The sequence below is a fragment of the Clostridium sp. Cult2 genome (assembly GCF_021655075.1).
Taxonomy (GTDB): domain Bacteria; phylum Bacillota; class Clostridia; order Tissierellales; family Tepidimicrobiaceae; genus Schnuerera.
This window is the reverse complement of record NZ_PPXX01000047.1, coordinates 1-19,436: the sequence shown is the minus strand read 5'-3', so window position 1 is coordinate 19,436 and position 19,436 is coordinate 1. Positions and strand designations below refer to the sequence as shown.

Here is a 19,436-nt window from a genome sequence, read left to right as displayed (position 1 = left end):
GCGTTCGTCCTGAGCCAGGATCAAACTCTCATTAAAAAAGTTTGCCTGTTTGTTTATATCTTACTCAAAGTACTTCACACTGTTAAGTTGTCTAGGTTCAATAGTGATGCTATATTAGCATAGCATATTATAAGTTTGTTGTCAATATTATTTATAAAGTTTTATGTCTCAAAATTCATTTTTTGCTTTGTCTGTGTTTCTGACAACATTTAATAACTTAACATATTTTCATCATGTATTCAATGCTTAAAAAGGAACATTATCCTCGGTTTATTCAAATATTTTATTCATTTTCTTATCTTATCTTTGAATATCTCTTTTTATTATCTTTTTATAATTGTTTTTTGCCATTAGTAATTGACTTAGTTTTTAACTGAGTTTTACCAGCTCTTCCATCTGATTTCTTACTACCCTATCATTGGGATTTAATCTATAGGCTGCTTTAATATCTTCTTTAGCTTTATCTATAATTCCTAATTTCAAATATGCTAATCCTCTGTTAAATATTATCCTATAGTCTCCATCATCATAGTCTATACCCTCGTTGAATATATTGATAGCTTTGGTTATATCCCCTAGACCAAATAAACATATGCCTAGTTCATTATATAGGTTTACATCTACTCCATCTAATTCTAAAGCCTCATAGAAGAAATCTATTGCTTCTTCGTATTCCCCTATGCCTTTATATGCTAACCCTATTAAATAAAATATATTCCACCATTCTCTGTACTTATAAGATAAGGGCATCAATTTTTTTAAAGCATTTTCATACTGTCCACTGATTAAATAGTTTAAACCTTCTTCGTAGTTTGCATCATCTTCTATTAGCTCTAACTGTTCTCTAATTTCTTGGATTCTCTCGTGATCCTTATCTAACTTCATAAATTTTTCCCATATTAGCTTAGCTTTTTGAAATTGTTCATAGTATTTATAATGATAGCCTAGTTTATAATAAGCTAAAGAAAAATCTTCATTGATATCTAGAGTACTCTCTAATTGATTGGTAGACTCTATTAAAAATGCATCCCCCTTCTCCTTCTGGTTTAAGCTGATATATTTTTTAGCAATATTTTCTAGGGTCAATGCATAATTAAATAATCCATCTATATTTTTATTATTTAAACCTATTAATGCTCTAAAGAATATAGTTCCATCGTCAATATTGTTCTCTTCAATAAGTTTGAATCCTTTAAATAAAATATAGTCTTCAATCCTTTGGTTATAGTTATAGAGTATGTTCTTATATTCATCTTTATATTTGAAATCCTTATCAATTCCTAGAATATATATAGCTCCCTCAATTAAATGGGAAATCTTCAATTCTTCTTCCATATTTCCTTCCTTTATTTCCTCTATTAAGGTATTTGTTTCTATAGGAAGAGGAATATTATCTTTGATAGTGTAGTTGCCTATCTTTATATGAGTTCCCTCTTTTAGTTGGACAAATGAAACCTTATCCGTTTTTTTTAAAAAATAGTCATCAACAATTTTCATATTTATCACCTTTAATTATAGAATTTGTTCATATACATTCTCTTTCTTGGTGTACTGGTACTTAACAGTTTAAACAAATGACCTCTATATATCATTATAAAGGAGAATAAAGCCTGACCTAAAACATAAAGTCCTACTCCCTTCAAGGTAAAATCAAAATTGAAACTTAAATGGGTGGCGAATATGTTCAATAACCATGTATTTGTTATAAAATATAAAATTATGTGGAATATAACATTGGGTATTACCCAATTAATACAATTTTCCTTCATAAATTCAAAAGCATATCTTATACTTTCTCCAGAGGAAAGATATTTTTGATAGATGGTTTCTGGCAAGGGATTTAAGGCTACGATTATTATAATACTTACAAGTCTACTTAATAATTCTTCATTGGTTCCCAATATGCCTCCAATGGAGGACAATATAAAACTACCTATCCATGCTATGAAAAAGATGCCATATACTTTCCATAGAAAATACTTAAATCCTTCCTTAAAATTATCCAAGGTTATCCTATCATAGTTAATGATATTGAATAATAGGTATAAATAGTTGGATATTAGACTACTACTTACAATAGCCATGATAAGACCTGCTAGAATAGACAATATTCCACTGAATAAAGTACTCACAACTACAATTATAGCTATATTTAAAAATGCATATACTATCCCAGTAAATACAATGACCCAATTTTTCATAAAACTATTTACACTTTTCTTTAATGTTGTTTTATTTACTAAAATAATATCTTCAAATAAGTTCAAATTTATCACTCCTTTGGGATGAATTCCGTTATATCATAGGTTTTACATCTAATAATGGAACCATCTGTATATTCAAATAGTATATAGTTTTTTTTGATTATTTCATTGTTCAATTTATAATCATTTTTTATCAATTCTTCAATGTCTATTTTAAACTTTTCAATATGAATTTTGTTGATTATTTGTTTAGTAGGTTTGTCTTTATATTGAGCTAAATATCCATTTAATAGCTTTTGATTCTTTAATATATCATGTTTATTTCTCTGGATGAAGTTTACCTCATCTCTTTCAATAAATCCTGGTATATTGGGGTTATTGTTGTTAAATAAATAATCATATTTAATCAATTCTTTAAAAACAATTAAATCATCAAAAGCTTTTTCCCTATAGAAATCCAATAGTATTTGATATAATCTATTTCTACTATGGGATATAGTATGGTATTTCTTCTCCTCCCAATAACCTAAAAAATCTTCAAAGAAATCAAAGGGAGTTTTATATTTGTTGTTTACCAGATATTCTAATGAGTTTTGAAAAAAGCCTTCATTATAGTATTTTTCAACTAAATCTTCTATCCCTTTTAATTTTAACATCTCACCATATGAAATATATTCGGTCTCTAATACTTCATAGGGAGGTGCATCTAAAAATTTAAAATTATATTTATCCTTATTCTTTCTCAGCCCAGACCCTTTTAATAGTTTTAAAAAGCCTAATTGAATCTTTTCTGGTCTAATTCCATATACATCATTAAAGGATTCTTTGAAGCTTTTATAGTTTTCATATGGCAGACCAGCTATTAAATCCAAATGCTGATGGATATTTTGGTTCCTTTTAATTTCTTTACATACCCTTTTTAATTTATTAAAATCCGTAGTCCTACCTACTGCTTCTATGGTTTTAGGGTTAGTAGATTGGACTCCTATTTCAAATTGGAAAAGCCCTTCTTTAGCTTTTTTAATGAAATCTAACATCTCCCTATCTAGTAGGTGGGCTGTAACTTCAAAATGGAAATTAATATCCTTTGGGTCTTTCTCCATAATAAAATTCATTATCTCCATGGCATATTTCTTATTTGCATTAAAGGTTCTATCTACAAATTTTACCTGTTTCACCTTTGATTTTATCAATCTATCTAAATCTTCCTTTGCCCTGTCTAAACTAAAATATCTAACCCCTTTAATGGTAGAGGATAAACAAAATTGACAGTTGAAAGGACAACCTCTTGAGCTTTCAAAATAGACGATTTTATTCTTAAAATCATTTGCCATATCCCCATAGGGTGAAGGTATGGAATCTAAATTTTCAATTAATAATCTAGGAGGATTTTGTATTATCCTATTGTCCTCTCTATATATTATGCCGTTTATTTTGCCATATTCAGATTTATCATCTATAATGGTTTTTAATAGTTCCTTAAAGGTAGCTTCGCCTTCCCCATAGATAATAAAATCTATAAACTCATGTTTTTCTAAAATTCTATCTCCATCAAAGGATACTTCTGGTCCCCCTAAGATAATCTTTATCTCTGGGTTGATAATCTTTAATATTTCACATATTTTTAAGGTCTCTTCCCTATTCCAAATATAGGTGGAAAATCCTAAGACATCTGGATTTTTCTTATATATTTCTCCTGCTATATAGTCAATATTTTGGTTGACAGTAAATTCCATCAATTCAATAGGGGCTATATCATTAGAGTAAGATTTTAAATATCGAATGGATAGAGCTGAATGGATAAATTTAGAATTTAAAGTGGTCAATATAATATTCATACTATTCTACCTTCCTTTATAAACTATTTACATTATAGCACAATAGAACTATTTCTACACCCTTAGTAGAAAATTTAAATATTTGTATTTTGTCCTATTTTGTCTTATTGAAGGTTTTCTAAAAAAAGTATAGAATAGTATATAGTATAAAAAAGAATATTAGGATAACAATTAATGAAAGGGGTTATTAAATGAGAGAATTCGACAAAATATCAATCCAAGAAATGTCCAAAGAAGATATGTTAATGATTCTTGAAGCCTTAGAATATACAGGCTCAAATACAAAGATTGAATCTTTTATAGAATTAAAGAACAATATTATAAAGGAGTTAAGTGCTTTAGCTGATAGCACGGAAGAAGAATTTGTGGAATATTTAAATAGATAATTAGTAAACCTTCCCAGTGGGAAGGTTTTAATTATTAATAAATCTGTATATACCTGATTTAGTTTTTAAGTGGATAATTGTTTTATTGTCTATATCTTCCCTTTTGATAACTTTGGATTTATTCAATAGAGAATGATAGAAAACTTGTCCTTCTTGGAACTTAAAAATATCAGGTAGATTGTATTCATCAATTTTTAATAGTTTTGGGTCAATTCTTCCATTCCTTAGATTATAAACATATTGGGCTAATTCATAATAATATTTGTCTACTGAAAAATTAATATTTGGATTAGCCTCTTTATAGAAATTAATACATTTCCCTATGGTTGTGCTAGGTTTAGCTTTCTCTAATAGAACCTTCAAACAATCCTCTAAGGTTTTAAATCTATGGGAAAATGATATGTTTAAGGTGTTTAAAGCGTATATTTTATTTTGTTCAAATTCAATAGCATATTTACCCTTATATTCTTCAAGGGAAATTCTAAATAATTTCTTATATCTTTCTAAAAACTCAATTTGTGAAAAGTTTATTACTTCCTCTTTCAGTTCGTATATTATATCTTCTTTTCCCAATATAAGATAATAGATTAGTTTTGATAATAGTAATCCTTCTATTAAAACCTCCACATTTCCTGTGGTAAATAGTATATTCTTAATTATCTCTTCTCTAATGGAGCTAAAATCTTTATTAGCTAATATAATAGGTAATAGACGATAGTAAAGGGTATCGTCTTTATCCCTCCAATAGATATTAGGTTCTAATCTACCTAATATATTCATTAAGGAAGGATTTTCTCCATGCCTATAGTATTTCCAAAGATTAATTTCCTCTTTATATCTAATATAATCTATATCCACCCTTACAGTTTCCTCTGATGGTAATAATGATTTAATTGTTAGTACCACTAAATCCGTTATATGAGAGGGGCCATTATTTGCCCTAATATCTTCATCAAATGTAACCATCAGAGGATTAATAACTCTTTCTAAATCCATTATATCTACTCCTACATTTTATTTGGAGCTTCTATTCCAAGTAATGATAAACCTGTTTTTATAACGGTTTTTGCTGCAAATACTAAATTCAATCTAGCCTTTTTTAATCCTTCTTCTGCTGATAGGATTGGACAGCTATTGTAAAACTTATTAAAGGCTTTTGCTATTTCAACTATATGTCTTGTTACAAAGGATGGCTCATATTTTTCCAAAGCATCTATTACTGCATTATGGAAATTATATAATAATCGGATTAAGTTTATTTCATCTTCTTCCTTTAGTAGAGTATAATCTACTTGATCCTCTAGATTAAACTCCCCTTTCTCTAAAAGGCTATTAGCCCTAGCATGGGTATATTGAACATAGGGACCTGTTTCTCCTTCAAAGCTAAGGGTTCTTTCCCAACTAAATACATAGTCTTTAATTCTGTTGTTGAATAGTTCTTGGAATACAATTGCTCCTACCCCTACTTGTTTTGCTACTTCTTCTTTGTTTTCCAAGTCTGGATTTCTTTCTTCTATTATCTTTAATGTGCTTTCAATGGCTCTATTTAATACATCTTCTAAGAATACAACTCTTCCTTGTCTTGTAGATAGAGTTCCATCTTCTAGGCTTACCATCCCAAAAGGAATGTGGACACAATCATAAGCCCAATCATACCCCATTAAATCTATAACCTTTATCCATTGTTTAAAATGAAGGTTTTGTTGTGAGGCTACTACATAAATATTTTTATAGAAATCATAGTGTTCTTTTCTATATATGGCTGCAGCTATATCTCTAGTAGCATAGAGAGTTGAACCATCACTCTTTTTGATTAAAGCCGGAGGCATACCATAGGGTTCTAAGTCCACTATGGAGGCTCCTTCTGATTCTTGTAATAGCCCTTTTTCCTCCATCTCTTCTATGACTTTAGGCATTTTATCTGAGTAGAAACTTTCCCCTGCATAGGAATCATATTGGATATTTAATAAATCGTATACCTTGTTAAATTCCTTTAAACTAATATCCCTAATCCATTGCCATAATTCTAAAGCCTCTTCATTTCCCTCTTCCAATTCTTTGAACCAATATCTTGCTTCATCCCTTAAGCTTTCGTCTTTTTCTGCTTCCTCATTAAATCTTACATACAATTTCAATAGTTCATTAATAGGGTCTCCTTCTATTACCTTCATATCCCCCCATTTCTTATAGGCAGATATGAGCATTCCAAATTGGGTTCCATAATCTCCTAAATGGTTTAGTCTAACGGTATTAAAACCTTGGAATTTAAATATCTTTTCTATGGCATTTCCTATTACCGTAGTTCTAATATGGCCTATATGGAAAGGTTTGGCTATATTTGGTGATGAAAATTCTACTAATACAGTCCTATTCTTTCCTACATTAGTTGAACCGAAATTTTCCTTCTCCTGGGCTAGACTTGTTAGTACCGTTTCAACTAATTTGGCCTTATTTATAAAAAAGTTAATATAGGGACCAGCATTTTCAACTTTTTTAAAATATTCTCCAACTTGAATTTCCTTTGATAACTCTTCTGCTATTAAATTGGGAGCTTTTCTAAAGGTTTTGGCTAATCTGAAACATGGAAAAGCATAATCACCCATATCATAATTTGGTGGAATTTCTATTAGAGATTCAATTTCTTCTTCATTTAAACCCTCTACAACTTTAATAATGGAATTCACAACTTCTTTTTTAAAATCAATCATCTTGTTTTACCTCCTTCAATAAATATTAAAAGCTCTCATCCCTAAATAAGAGACGAGAGCTACCCCGTGTTACCACTCTTGTTGGCCATGGCCCACTCGAAGTTTTTAACGCAACTAGCGTAATATCCTACTGATATTTCAGACATATCCTCAAGGGTCCTCTTCGAATATAGCTTTGTGCTGGCTTCCACCATCCCAGTTCGCTAAAACAAAGGAATATATTCTACTCTCCCTTTCAAAGGTTTTTAGATATATGGTTATTAATCTATAATATACAATAATAATACAAATAATTCAAGAACTATTTAAGTTCTATCACTGTAACTCCATCCCCACCTTCCCCATATTTTCCACTTCTAAAGGTTTTAATGTGTTTATGTCCTCTCACATAGGATTTTATTCCTTCCCTCAATACTCCTGTTCCTTTACCGTGGATAATATAGGCTTCTTTAAGGCCTGCTATATATGCATCATCTATATATTTATCTAAATCCAATAGGGCTTCATCTAAGGTGTTGCCTCTTAAATCTATTTCATTTTTTATAGTTGAGGATTTAGATTTTATTATTTTTTTAGTACTGGTTTTAGTTCTATCTGATTCTATTTCCTTTGACCGCCTCAAAGTAGAAATGTGAACATTAACTTTCATAATCCCTACCTGAACTTGAACATTTCCATTTTCATCAGGAAGTTCAAGGACATTTCCAATTTGATTTAATGATAGTACTTCTACCGTTTCCCCTATTTTTAAATTTTTAGGTACTTCTTTAGATTTTACATTTAATACCTTTTGGGATAGGGAACCTTCTACTTCATCTAGTTTTGATTTTAATCTTTCTTGAACTTCATGAATCTTTTTGTTTCTATCCTTTTCTATTTCAGTGGATATTTCCCTTAACTCATTTACTATCTGGGTGGATTCATCTTTTGCAGCCCTAAGAATATCTCTTGCTTCTTCTTTTGCTTTAAGGATTATCTTTTCTCTATTAGCTTTTGTTCTTTCCTTTTCACTTGTTAATTCTTCTTTAAGCCTTTCTATTTCAGTTTTTAATTTTTCTGCTTCAAAACGATTTTCTTCTATAATCTTTCTATCCCTATCTATGGCTTGTAATACATCTTCAAATTCTACATTTTCCTTAGATACTAAGGTTTTAGCATAATCTATTATATAATTTTGTAAACCCAACCGTTTGGATATTTCAAAGGCATTGGATTTCCCAGGGACTCCAATGGATAGTTTATAAGTTGGGCTTAAGGTTTCTACATCAAATTCTACAGAAGCATTTCTAACTCTATCTGTAGTTAGAGCATATATTTTAAGTTGACTGTAATGGGTTGTAGCTATGGTTCTAATGTCTAATTTTAATAGATGGTCTAATATAGACATGGCTAAAGCTGCCCCTTCTGTAGGGTCTGTTCCTGCTCCTAATTCATCGAATAAAACTAGACTGTTTTGTTCCACTGTATCCAGTATATTGACTATATTGGTCATATGGGAGGAAAAAGTACTTAAAGACTGCTCTATACTTTGTTCATCTCCAATATCTGCAAATACTTGGTTAAACACTCCAATTTCAGAATTAAAATCCGCTGGAATATGAATGCCTGATTGAGCCATTAAAGTTAGCAACCCAACGGTTTTTAATGTTACGGTCTTGCCGCCTGTATTTGGTCCTGTAATAACTAAGGTGTTAAATTCTTTCCCTATATATATATCTATGGGAACTACCTCTTTTGAGTCTAGAAGAGGATGGCGAGCTTTTTTAATATTTATATAACCTTCCCTGTTTAATATGGGCTTTGTTCCATTCATTTCCAATGCTAATTTCCCTTTGGCAAATATAAAATCTAATCTCTGTAATATATTTTGGTTATTCCTTATATTTTCTACCTCTGCTGCTACTAAGGAGGATAGTTCTTTTAGAATCCTTTGAATTTCTTCCCTTTCCTTTATCTCAAGCTCTCTTAGTTCATTATTTAATTCAACTACGGCCATAGGTTCCACAAAGAGGGTTGCCCCACTGGAAGACTGGTCATGGACTAAACCTGGAAAATAGCTTTTGTTTTCCTGTTTTATTGGCACTACATATCTACCTGCTCGCATAGTCACTAGACTATCCTGTAAGAATTTTTTGTACTTAGGAGAGTTTATGATGGAATTTAGTTTATTCCTTACGGAGTCATTCTTATTTATTATCTGCCTTCTTATGTTTTTTAATGTAGGGCTAGCATTATCGGATATTTCATTTTCATTGATTATTGCATTATTTATTTCTTCTTCAATATGTTTTAGAACCCTTAAACTATCTATTAATTCTTGAACTATTGGATATTTGGATACTTCATCTTCTTTCAACTCTTTAATATATTTTTTTAAACTTCTAGAGACTCTAAGGGAATCTGAAACCTTAAGCAAACTGCTTGGTTCTAAGGTACCACCTATTTCAGCCATTTTTAATTCACGGGATATATCGAATATACCAAAGAGAGGTGGATTTCCATTCTTCACTATTAGTCCTAGAGCTTCTTTGGTTTCTCTTTGTAGATATTCTACCTCCTCTATGGAGAGGGATGGTTTAATATCCTTTACCATGCGTTTACCTAGTTCAGATTCTGTATTTTCCATTAGTTTATCAATGATCTTTCCATATTCTAGTACTCTTAATGTTTTTTCATTCATATTCTCACCTCAAACTATATAACCCCTCTAAAATAATGCCCTTTAGTTATATCTTTTTTATTTCTATAGCCTTTAATATATTCCATTACTTCTTTTTCTGATATATTGCCTTTGGCATAATCATAATACATCTGTTGTATATCCTTAATATTCCGCCTTTCAAAGGTAAAGTCTAATCTTATCATATTTACTCCACTGTCAAATATTTTATTTAAACTGTCTAGGACCATAAGAGGTAGACTATTATAAATAGTCGTAATCTCTCCTTTTCTTTCCATATAGAAATTCATTCCTTTTCTATCCTTAAGTCCATAGCCTTTACTATAGGGACAGGTATTACAGTTTGAATCATCCTTACAATTCTTTACAAGAGACATAGGACAATGTTTGGTTGTCATCAATGGCAAATATCCATATCCAATGGTTTCATAATCTATAGATTCTTTACTGCATATCTCCTCTATTTGTTTCATATTTAATTCTGGAGATAATGTAATGGTTTTTAATCCTAAATCCTTTAATGATTTCACCGTAAAACTATTGAATATATTTAATCCAATATTACCATGAACTCTTGTATTGAAATTATCCTTTAACCATTGTATAGTTCCTAAATTGGAAGCAGACACTCCATCTATTAAATCCTTTACCGGATTAATCCTTGTTTTTAAACCATTAAAATCTTCTTTGTACAATATTTTATCCGTCAATAGAAATACTTCTTTTCCTTTTTCTTTTGCTTCTATTATAGCTTCTTCTAAATCTTCCTGAAATCCAATATATAATCTATCTAATTTGGATAGATCTAATTGTTGAAATTGCTCTTTTTTTAATACTGAAATACCGATATTATTCCTATTTTCTCCTTCTTTTTTGGTGAATTTAAAATATTTATTGATTTTAGTATCATATTCTTTTTGAGAAATAGGATTCCTTTTATGAAAATTTTTCCGCCAATTATCCAATTTTTCAATAGAATCTCGTCTAAGGCCATTTATTACACTAATGGGTAGAAAAGAACCTTCCTCTAGATTGATTTTAGAACTTTCCAAATAATAGACGGTGTCATTTAGTTTTGACAATTGGTCTAATACTCTATCCTTGGATAATTCTACTCTTTTCCCTTTCTCAACCTCTTCAGAGGAGACAGTTTTAAAGTTTTTATCTTTATATTTTATTATTAACTCTGCTGGTTTACCTATGGATATATTCATCTCCATTTGGATAGGGTATTTTATTTTGCTATTTTGGTAGGATTCCTTTGCTTTATTTAATAGTTCATCACTTGGGATTCCTCTATTATCAGGTCTATCATAGGAGATAAAATCTCTACCAAAATCTTTAAACATTATACCTTTTGTGAAATCCCTGTTAAAAATTTGGAGTATGTCATTTTTATCCTCTTCTGTTATGGTTTTTACTCCTAAGTCCAAGGCTTTTCTATAATTCTTAACTATAGTAGCAACATATTCCGGTCTTTTCATTCTACCTTCTATTTTTAAAGAAGCTATTCCGCTATTTACTATAGTATCTAAGTATTCTATTGTATTTAAGTCCTTTGGACTTAATAAATATTTCTTATTCCAATGATTTGAAAGGGTTGTATCATCATCATAGTGAATAATGGTATAAGCCATTCTACAAGGTTGGGCACAGGTTCCCCTATTTCCACTTCTTCCACCTATTATGCTACTCATGAGACATTGACCAGAATAGGAAACACATAAGGCTCCATGAATAAAGCCTTCCAGTTCTATATCTGAGTTCTGGTAGATATTTTTAATTTCATCTAAGGGGGTCTCTCTTGCTAAAACCACCCTATTAAATCCTAATTTTTGCAAAAAAATAGCCCCTGGTAAATTGTTTATTGTCATCTGTGTGCTGCCATGTAAATGGAAATCAGGGAAAAATTCCCTGACCAAAGAAGCAAGACCTAAATCCTGTACAATAATCCCATCTACATCTATTTCATATAGATATCTAATATAATCTAATGTCTTCTTCATTTCCCTGTCATCTATTAATATATTAACAGTTATATATACCTTTACATTTCTTAGGTGGGAATATTCTACAGCAGATTTTAACTCTTCATAATCAAAATTTGAAGCAAATTGCCTTGCATTGAATAATTTTCCCCCTAAATAGACAGCGTCAGCACCATTTTCTACAGCTGCAAATAAACTTTCCATACTACCAACAGGAGCTAATAGTTCTACTCTTTTGTTTAACACTGAATTAGATTTCCTCCTTATTGAATATATTTTTCTCCTTATCATACAATTTCAATGCTTCTTCTAATTCTTTTTTACTCTCTATTAATTGTATTTGACTGTTGTATACTTTATCCTGGAGTTTTTTAATCATATTTTGGTTGTCCTGTAATTCCTTTTCTTTTAATTTTAAAGCTTGATTGTAATTTTCAATTTCTTTACTTAACTTTTCATTTTCTCTTCTTAAATCCAATAGTTCATCTTTGTAAGTATTACAATCAATATCCAATTCTTCATTCTTCTTTTTAATGTCCTCTAATTGGTTTATAATGTTTTCATAATTTTCCATGGGGATTTTAGATTTATTTTTAAGTGATTCTAATTCCCTTATGGATCTATATAGTTCATCTGAAATATTCAGGGCAGCCAAAGTAGCAGCCATAGAGCTACTCAGTCTATCATTTTTAATTGTCATCTCTTTTATCTTTTTATCCACATATGTAGCCAATTTGTGAACATACTCTTCAGAGCCATTCCCAATTACCGTAAAGTTACGACCATCAATTAGAACGTTAGTTTTGATTTTTTCTGTCATAACTTATCCACTCCCTTTTTTATCTTTAACTAAGTATTCTACATAATTCTCCATAATCCTCTATTTTTTTTAAAAATATTTAATATGCTTCTTAACTCCTAAGTTTTGCATCTAATTCATTTTCTAAATTCTCTATTATCCTTTGGTGAATTGTATTTACTTCTTCATCTTTTAAGGTTCTATGGTAAGATCTATAGGTTATGGAAAAGGCTACACTTTTTTTGCCTTCTAATATTTGTTTTCCTTCATATACGTCAAATAGTTCTACTTTTTCAATTAATCCTTCACCATTTTCTACTATTATCTTTTCCAAATCCCCAACTAATATATTACTATCTACTACTACTGCTATATCCCTTAAAATAGCTGGATATTTAGGTAAAGGTCTATATTTTCTATCTAGGTTAGCTTCCCTGACTATAGTGTCAAAGTTTAATTGGGCTACATATACTCTAGTATCTATATCATAGTTTTCTAGTACATCCATGTGTATTTCTCCTAATGTACCTATATTTTCTCCATCTAATAAAATATTGGCTGTTCTATTTGGATGGAAGGTTGGATTGTTCTCTTCTTTCGTATATTCTAAATCCTTTATCCCTAACCTTTCTAAAAGAGTTACTACTACTTCTTTTAAGTCATAAAAATCAATATCACCATACATGCCTATGGACAAAGTTTTTTCCTCTTTTGGTAGGTCCTTTAAAGGTAATTCTTTAGGGATGAAAATGTTTCCTATTTCATAAAGATAACATACTTTTACTCCATGGTTATAGTTTCTACTTAATAGGTCTAACATATTTGGAATAAGAGTAGTCCTCATTACACTATAATCTTCCCCAAGGGGATTTATTAATTTTATATAATCTCTCAATTTACTATCTGGTTCTACCTTTATTTTATCATATACCTTTGGGCTTATGAAAGAGTAAGTTATAACTTCATTTATTCCTAACCCCTGTAGAATAATACTCGCTTTGTCTGATACTATTCGACTGTAGGGTTTTTCTCCTCTTGTAAATACCCCTACTAAAGGTTGGGTTGGTATATTATGGAATCCATATAACCTTCCTATTTCTTCTATTAAATCTGCTTCAATATTTAAATCCAATCTATAGGTGGGAATATTAACATCTATATTATTTTCATTTAAATTGGTTTTTAAATCCAATCTTTCAAGATAGTCTACCATTTGATCTATATTTAAATCCGTTCCTAGTAGGTTGTTTACTTTTTCTGGTCTTAATTGGATAATCTTTTCTTCCCTTATATTTTCATAGACATCCATATAGCCTTTTACAACTTTTCCAGCTCCAATTTCTTCAACTAATTGACATACCCTTTCAGCAGCGGTTTTGCAAAGATTTGGGTCTAATCCCTTTTCAAATCTAGCAGAGGCTTCTGTCCTCAGGTTATGTTCTTTAGAAGTAAGTCGGACGGATTTATCGTCAAAATTAGCAGCTTCCAATAATACTGTGGTGGTTTCCTCTGTAACCTCTGAGTCCATTCCACCCATTACTCCAGCTATACCAATTGGGTCTACTCCATCTGTAATAACTAGATTATTATTGGTAAGGGTTCTTACTTGATCATCTATGGTTTTAATCTTCTCTTCATCTTTTGCCCTTCTAACTAGAATCTTTTTATTCTTTAATTTATCTAAATCAAAGGCATGAAGAGGTTGCCCAAATTCTAGCATAACAAAATTGGTAATATCAACTATGTTGTTTATTGGTCTTATCCCTGCTTCCATAAGATTGATTTGAAGCCATAAAGGGGATTCCTTTATCTCTATATCCTTTATTACTCTTGCATAATATCTATTGCAAAGGTCTTTATCTACTTCTATGGATTCTACATAATCTTTTATATCATGGACTTCATCTTTCACCATTATTTTAGGTAGTTTCAGTTTTTTATTAAAGGTGGCAGCCGTTTCCCTTGCCATTCCTATTATACTTAAACAATCTGGTCTATTTGGAGTTATTTCTAATTCAATTATTTCCCCATATAGTCCCAATATTTCATCAATGGGGGTTCCTAAGGGATATTCCTTATCTAGTACGAAGATGCCATCCCTTTGGTGTTTGGGGATTACACCGTCTTCATAGCCCAATTCTTTTAAAGAACAAAGCATTCCGTTGGATTCTACCCCTCTAAAATCTGTTTTCTCTATTTGAATATCCTTAGGGAGTTTGGCTCCAATTATAGCAACGGGCACATAATCTCCTATCTTTAAATTGGTTGCGCCAGTGACTATTTGTATGGTTTCTTCTCCAATATTCACCATAATAACCAATAGTTTATCTGCATCTTTATGTTTCTCGATTTTTTCTATTCTACCAACTAAAACCTTTTCAATGCCTCTATCCAGTGAAATAATGGATTCAACATGGGAACCAGATAGAGTTAGATTATCTGCTAATATTTTAGAATCTACATCTAAATTTATATATTCTTTTAACCATTTCACAGGTAATAACATTTTAATCCTCCTCAAACTTATTAAAATTGTTCTAGAAATCTATTGTCATTTTCAAATAATAATCGTATATCGTCTATTCCATACTTTACCATGGCTATCCTATCAATTCCCATTCCAAAAGCAAATCCACTGTATTTTTCTGGATCTATACCACAGTTTTCAAGAACCTTTGGATGTACCATTCCACAACCTAGAAGCTCCATACTCCAACCAGTGCCATCACATACAGGGCAACCTTTCCCTTTACAACTGAAACAGGATACATCTACCTCTGCACTAGGTTCTGTAAATGGAAAATGATGAGGTCTAAATCTGGTTTCCATATCCTTTCCAAATAGCTGTTTTATGAATATATCTATGGTGTCAATTAAATTGGCCATAGTAACCTTTTCATCGATTACCAATCCTTCTAATTGATGGAACATAGGCGAATGGGTATCGTCTACATCATCAAATCTAAAGGTTCTCCCAGAAGAAACTATCTTTAGTGGAGGTTTTATACTTTTCATGGCTCTTATTTGTACTGGTGATGTATGAGTTCTCAATAGAATATCTTCTGTTATATAGAATGTATCGGATAAATCCCTTGATGGGTGGTTTTCTGGAGAATTTAAAGCGTCAAAATTGTATTCTACTTTTTCGATTTCTGGTCCTTCTACTACACTAAATCCCATGCTAATAAATAGATTCTCTAATTCTTCAATGGTGGCAACTAATGGATGACGATGACCTAGTTTTTTCATCCTTTTAGTTATGGTAATGTCTATCTTTTCCCTTTCTATTATCTCTTGTTTTAACTTTTCTTTAAATCTGACTCTTGCTTCCGATAGCTCTTCTTCAATCTCCTGTCTAATCTCATTGGCCAATTGACCAATAACCGGTCTTTCTTCCTTTGATAGTTTTCCCATTTCTCTAAGAATAGATGTCAATTCCCCTTTTTTACCCATATACTTTATTCTTATATCTTCTAGACTGTCTAAATTGCTTAAGGATTTAATATCAGATATTGCTTCTTCTTTGATTTTACTTAACCTATCTCTCATAATACGACTCCTTTCTTGTAAAAAAACAAGACCTACTCTCGAAAACAAAGGTCCTAATGTCAAACTATTTACTAGATTATAGCACCTATAACCTCAAATTACAAGAATTATTGGCTTCGTTGCCTTATAGTTTCATACATTATTATTGATGAGGCAATTGCTGCATTTAAGGATTCAGCATCTCCTATCATAGGTATTTTGATTAAGCTGTCAGCTAATGTTTCTAAGGATTTGGATACTCCTTTAGATTCATTTCCAATAATTAATATTGAAGGTATATTGAAATTAACATTTTGAATGAACTTTTCTCCCTTAAGGGAGGTAGAATAAACTTTAATATTTCTATTCTTTAACTCCTTAATTATTTCTATTCCATCTGAATAATGATATATGGGTACTCTAAATATGGACCCCATGGTAGCTCTTACAACCTTGGGATTATAAATATCTACACAGCCTTCTGTAATTATAATTCCATCTACGCTAAAAGCATCAGCAGTTCTAATAATAGTACCCATATTGCCTGGATCCTGAACTTGATCTAATAATAATATAAAAGGATTATCTATATCATATATATTCTTAATAGAATCCCTTTTAAAACTTGCAACTGCTAAAACCCCTTGAGGATTTTCCATATCAGATATTTCTTTATATAATCTATCTGGAACCTTTATCAGTGAATTATTGTCTATAATTTTTTCTAATAATCCTTCTCCCCCTCTAATATTATATAGCTCATCGGAGATGATAATATTTCTTAGGGGGTAATTGTTGTCTATACATTCTTCCACTATTTTAATCCCTTCCACAATAAAAGATTCTTTTGCCCATCGTTCTTTTCTTCTATATAGGCTTTTAATTTCCTTTATTGTGGGATTAGAAGAACTTGTAATATAAATCATGGATTAATCACCAGCATTCTTCTCGATTTTTTCTATGTCCCCGTTACTTCCTATGACTATTAGTGTATCTCCTTTCATTATCATATCATCAGCATAAGGAGATATATTTATATCTTTTCCTCGTTTAATTGCCATAACATTGACTCCATATTTACTTGGAAGTCTTAATTCTTTTAATGTTTTGTTTTCCCAGGGTTCTAATGCATTTATTTCTAATATACTATAATCTGGGGAAAGTTCTATAAAATCCAATATATTTGTTGAAACCAAGTTATGGGCAACTCTAACTCCCATATCCCTTTCTGGAAATATTATTTTATCTGCACCTATTTTGGATAAAACCTTTCCGTGTAAAACATCATGGGCTTTTGCTATTACCTTTTTCACTCCTAGCTCTTTGGCTATTAAAGTTGCCATAATAGAAGCTTGATAATTGGAACCAATGCTAACAATTACCACATCAAAATTTCTAATACCCAATTCCTTTAAAACATTTTCATCAGTAACGTCTGCCTGTACTGCATAGGTTACATATTCAGATATTTCCTGAACCTTATCCCCATCTGCATCTATGGCTAGCACCTCATAGCCTAGGTTATGGAGAGTCCCAGCAACGCTTGCCCCAAATCTACCGCATCCGATAACAACAAATTGTTTCATTTTATAATTCCTCCTATCCAACCATTATATTACCTTCAGAATACCTATAGGGATATTGATTCTTATTCTGTGCAAATGCAAAAGCCATAGTCAATGCACCAACTCTACCAGCATACATGGTTAAAGTTATTATAAGCTTCCCAAAATCTGATAAATTTGGTGTAATGCCTCTTGATAATCCAACAGTTCCAAAGGCGGAAGTGGTTTCAAAAAGTACATCTAAAAAATTTGACTCCTCTGTTATAGTCAATATTATGGAAACTGCTAAAATCAAAGTAAGTCCAATACTAGCTATGGCTAAGGATCTATTTACTATATTTTGGTTTAATCTCTTTTTAAATACTACTACATCCCTATCTCCTCTAATTACCGACATGGTTGCTAAAAATATGGTACCAAAGGTCGTAGTTTTAATACCTCCTGCTGTAGATCCAGGAGAACCTCCAATAAACATCAATATAATCATTATGAAAGCAGTGGTATCATGTAGCATTGAAATATCAACAGAGTTAAATCCAGCTGTCCTAGTGATTACCGATTGAAAAAAGGCTGATAATAACCTTTCTCCTTTGGTTAAATTAAGAAGAGTATCTGGATTGTTTTGCTCTATTAAGTAGAATATTATCATTCCTGTTATAATCAATATTATTGTAATGCTAATGACCAATTTTGAATGTAGGTGAAGCTTATTAAAGGTACGGTTTCTAGATATATCAATATATACACTAAAACCTAATCCACCTATTATGACCAGTAGACCTATGGTTATATTGACTACAAAATCTCCTACGAAGGGTATTATGCTATTTCCTATTATATCAAAACCAGCATTACAAAAAGCGGAAATGGCATGAAAGATGGAAAACCATATTCCTTTAGTGGTTCCATATGTTGGTATAAATCTTGTTGATAATAATAAAGCCCCTATACCTTCAATGATAAAGGTAGAAAATATAACGTATCTGGTAAGCCTTACTAATCCAGACATAGTTTCCTGATTTAATTGTTCCTTTATTACTAACCTTTCTTTTAAAGTTATCTTCTTACCTATGAGCAAAGCCACAATTGTAGCCATGGTCATAAATCCTAAACCGCCCATTTGAATTAATAGGATTATTATTATTTGCCCGAACAAAGACCAGTATTCTGCAGTATTAACCACTACCAATCCAGTGACACAAACTGCCGAAGCAGAAGTGAATAAGGAGTTAATGAATCCAATACTTTCCCCTGTTTTTGTAGCTATGGGCAAATTTAATAATATAGCTCCTAATAATATTAAAATGCCAAATCCTAATGTCAATACTCTTGGAGGGTTTAGTTCAAATTTTTTTATACGTTCTCTTATACTATTCATCGTTGACCTCCTATAAATATAGCCACAAATATTGTACCATAAATAGCTCTAAACTATTATATAAGAAATAAAAAAGTTCCGAGGCCGGAACTTTTAATTACATACCTTTTGCTATTTCAACAAGTTTTGAAAAGCCTTCTGGATCGTGAATTGCCATTTCAGATAATACTTTTCTATTGACTTCAACATTAGCTTTTTTTAGCCCATTGATAAATGTACTATAATTCATACCATTTAATCTGGCTGCAGCATTTATTCTTGAAATCCAAAGTTTTCTAAAATCTCTCTTTCTTTGTTTACGTCCTGAATAAGCATAGTGTAATGATTTCATAACTGCTTGATTAGCAGGTCTATATAATTTG

The 19,436-nt window shown here is 31.0% G+C and carries 15 protein-coding genes and 1 other annotated feature; of the genes, 1 reads left to right on the top strand and 14 read right to left on the bottom strand.

Going from position 1 to position 19,436, the window contains the following annotated elements; all coding sequences use genetic code 11:
- Nucleotides 1-369 precede the first annotated feature (369 nt).
- From C3E90_RS04880 to C3E90_RS04870, 3 genes are read right to left on the bottom strand one after another with little or no spacing between them, the layout of a single operon-like run.
- On the bottom strand, nucleotides 370-1,497 hold the full coding sequence (locus C3E90_RS04880) for a tetratricopeptide repeat protein (RefSeq protein WP_236914545.1): 1,128 nt from the start codon (nucleotides 1,495-1,497) through the stop codon (nucleotides 370-372).
- Nucleotides 1,498-1,508: 11 nt separating this feature from the next.
- Nucleotides 1,509-2,267, bottom strand: a complete 759-nt coding sequence (locus C3E90_RS04875) for a hypothetical protein (protein ID WP_236914544.1) — start codon at nucleotides 2,265-2,267, stop codon at nucleotides 1,509-1,511.
- A gap of 5 nt (nucleotides 2,268-2,272) precedes the next feature.
- The gene (locus C3E90_RS04870) at nucleotides 2,273-4,042 is read right to left on the bottom strand and encodes a B12-binding domain-containing radical SAM protein (RefSeq protein WP_236914543.1); all 1,770 of its coding nucleotides are present in this window, start codon (nucleotides 4,040-4,042) and stop codon (nucleotides 2,273-2,275) included.
- Between the two features lie 191 nt (nucleotides 4,043-4,233).
- On the opposite strand from C3E90_RS04870, the gene C3E90_RS04865 reads away from it, so the two are divergent.
- A complete protein-coding gene (locus tag C3E90_RS04865) occupies nucleotides 4,234-4,428 on the top strand; it encodes a hypothetical protein (protein WP_236914542.1) in 195 nt (64 codons plus the stop codon).
- Nucleotides 4,429-4,455: 27 nt separating this feature from the next.
- Here C3E90_RS04865 and C3E90_RS04860 read toward each other — a convergent pair whose 3' ends face one another.
- The 11 genes from C3E90_RS04860 to rplT form a co-directional block, all read right to left on the bottom strand.
- Nucleotides 4,456-5,424: a hypothetical protein gene (locus tag C3E90_RS04860; protein WP_236914541.1), complete on the bottom strand. Its 969-nt coding sequence runs from the start codon at nucleotides 5,422-5,424 to the stop codon at nucleotides 4,456-4,458.
- A gap of 11 nt (nucleotides 5,425-5,435) precedes the next feature.
- A complete protein-coding gene (argS, locus tag C3E90_RS04855) occupies nucleotides 5,436-7,133 on the bottom strand; it encodes an arginine--tRNA ligase (RefSeq protein WP_442870560.1) in 1,698 nt (565 codons plus the stop codon).
- Between the two features lie 48 nt (nucleotides 7,134-7,181).
- Nucleotides 7,182-7,384 (bottom strand) — a binding site (T-box leader).
- Between the two features lie 53 nt (nucleotides 7,385-7,437).
- Complete coding sequence (locus tag C3E90_RS04850; protein WP_236914539.1) at nucleotides 7,438-9,816, bottom strand: endonuclease MutS2; 2,379 nt, start codon at nucleotides 9,814-9,816, stop codon at nucleotides 7,438-7,440.
- Nucleotides 9,817-9,830: 14 nt separating this feature from the next.
- Nucleotides 9,831-12,050, bottom strand: a complete 2,220-nt coding sequence (locus tag C3E90_RS04845) for a DUF3656 domain-containing U32 family peptidase (protein WP_236914538.1) — start codon at nucleotides 12,048-12,050, stop codon at nucleotides 9,831-9,833.
- A gap of 4 nt (nucleotides 12,051-12,054) precedes the next feature.
- Entirely contained in the window at nucleotides 12,055-12,624 is a 570-nt protein-coding gene (gene zapA / locus C3E90_RS04840) for a cell division protein ZapA (protein WP_236914537.1), read from the bottom strand.
- 91 nt (nucleotides 12,625-12,715) lie between these two features.
- A complete protein-coding gene (pheT, locus tag C3E90_RS04835; protein WP_236914536.1) occupies nucleotides 12,716-15,109 on the bottom strand; it encodes a phenylalanine--tRNA ligase subunit beta in 2,394 nt (797 codons plus the stop codon).
- 20 nt (nucleotides 15,110-15,129) lie between these two features.
- On the bottom strand, nucleotides 15,130-16,152 hold the full coding sequence (gene pheS / locus C3E90_RS04830; RefSeq protein ID WP_236914535.1) for a phenylalanine--tRNA ligase subunit alpha: 1,023 nt from the start codon (nucleotides 16,150-16,152) through the stop codon (nucleotides 15,130-15,132).
- A 107-nt stretch (nucleotides 16,153-16,259) separates the two neighbouring features.
- Nucleotides 16,260-17,057 carry a TrmH family RNA methyltransferase gene (locus C3E90_RS04825; RefSeq protein WP_236914534.1) on the bottom strand — a complete coding sequence of 266 codons (798 nt, stop codon included), beginning with the start codon at nucleotides 17,055-17,057 and terminating at the stop codon, nucleotides 16,260-16,262.
- A gap of 3 nt (nucleotides 17,058-17,060) precedes the next feature.
- Nucleotides 17,061-17,717: a potassium channel family protein gene (locus C3E90_RS04820; protein WP_236914533.1), complete on the bottom strand. Its 657-nt coding sequence runs from the start codon at nucleotides 17,715-17,717 to the stop codon at nucleotides 17,061-17,063.
- Between the two features lie 13 nt (nucleotides 17,718-17,730).
- The gene (locus tag C3E90_RS04815; RefSeq protein ID WP_236914532.1) at nucleotides 17,731-19,074 is read right to left on the bottom strand and encodes a TrkH family potassium uptake protein; all 1,344 of its coding nucleotides are present in this window, start codon (nucleotides 19,072-19,074) and stop codon (nucleotides 17,731-17,733) included.
- A gap of 97 nt (nucleotides 19,075-19,171) precedes the next feature.
- Nucleotides 19,172-19,436, bottom strand: a 265-nt coding sequence (gene rplT / locus C3E90_RS04810) for a 50S ribosomal protein L20 (RefSeq protein WP_236914531.1), incomplete at its 5' end; no start/stop codon positions are given.

Excerpts from the sequence above, each read along its gene's own strand:
- C3E90_RS04860 (WP_236914541.1), bottom strand. The coding sequence starts at position 5,424 with ATGGATTTAGAAAGAGTTATTAATCCTCTGATGGTTACATTTGATGAA.
- C3E90_RS04880 (WP_236914545.1), bottom strand. The coding sequence starts at position 1,497 with ATGAAAATTGTTGATGACTATTTTTTAAAAAAAACGGATAAGGTTTCA.
- pheT (WP_236914536.1), bottom strand. The coding sequence starts at position 15,109 with ATGTTATTACCTGTGAAATGGTTAAAAGAATATATAAATTTAGATGTA.
- C3E90_RS04825 (WP_236914534.1), bottom strand. The coding sequence starts at position 17,057 with ATGATTTATATTACAAGTTCTTCTAATCCCACAATAAAGGAAATTAAA.
- C3E90_RS04870 (WP_236914543.1), bottom strand. The coding sequence starts at position 4,042 with ATGAATATTATATTGACCACTTTAAATTCTAAATTTATCCATTCAGCT.
- C3E90_RS04820 (WP_236914533.1), bottom strand. The coding sequence starts at position 17,717 with ATGAAACAATTTGTTGTTATCGGATGCGGTAGATTTGGGGCAAGCGTT.
- zapA (WP_236914537.1), bottom strand. The coding sequence starts at position 12,624 with ATGACAGAAAAAATCAAAACTAACGTTCTAATTGATGGTCGTAACTTT.
- C3E90_RS04850 (WP_236914539.1), bottom strand. The coding sequence starts at position 9,816 with ATGAATGAAAAAACATTAAGAGTACTAGAATATGGAAAGATCATTGAT.
- C3E90_RS04865 (WP_236914542.1), top strand. The coding sequence starts at position 4,234 with ATGAGAGAATTCGACAAAATATCAATCCAAGAAATGTCCAAAGAAGAT.
- C3E90_RS04815 (WP_236914532.1), bottom strand. The coding sequence starts at position 19,074 with ATGAATAGTATAAGAGAACGTATAAAAAAATTTGAACTAAACCCTCCA.
- pheS (WP_236914535.1), bottom strand. The coding sequence starts at position 16,152 with ATGAGAGATAGGTTAAGTAAAATCAAAGAAGAAGCAATATCTGATATT.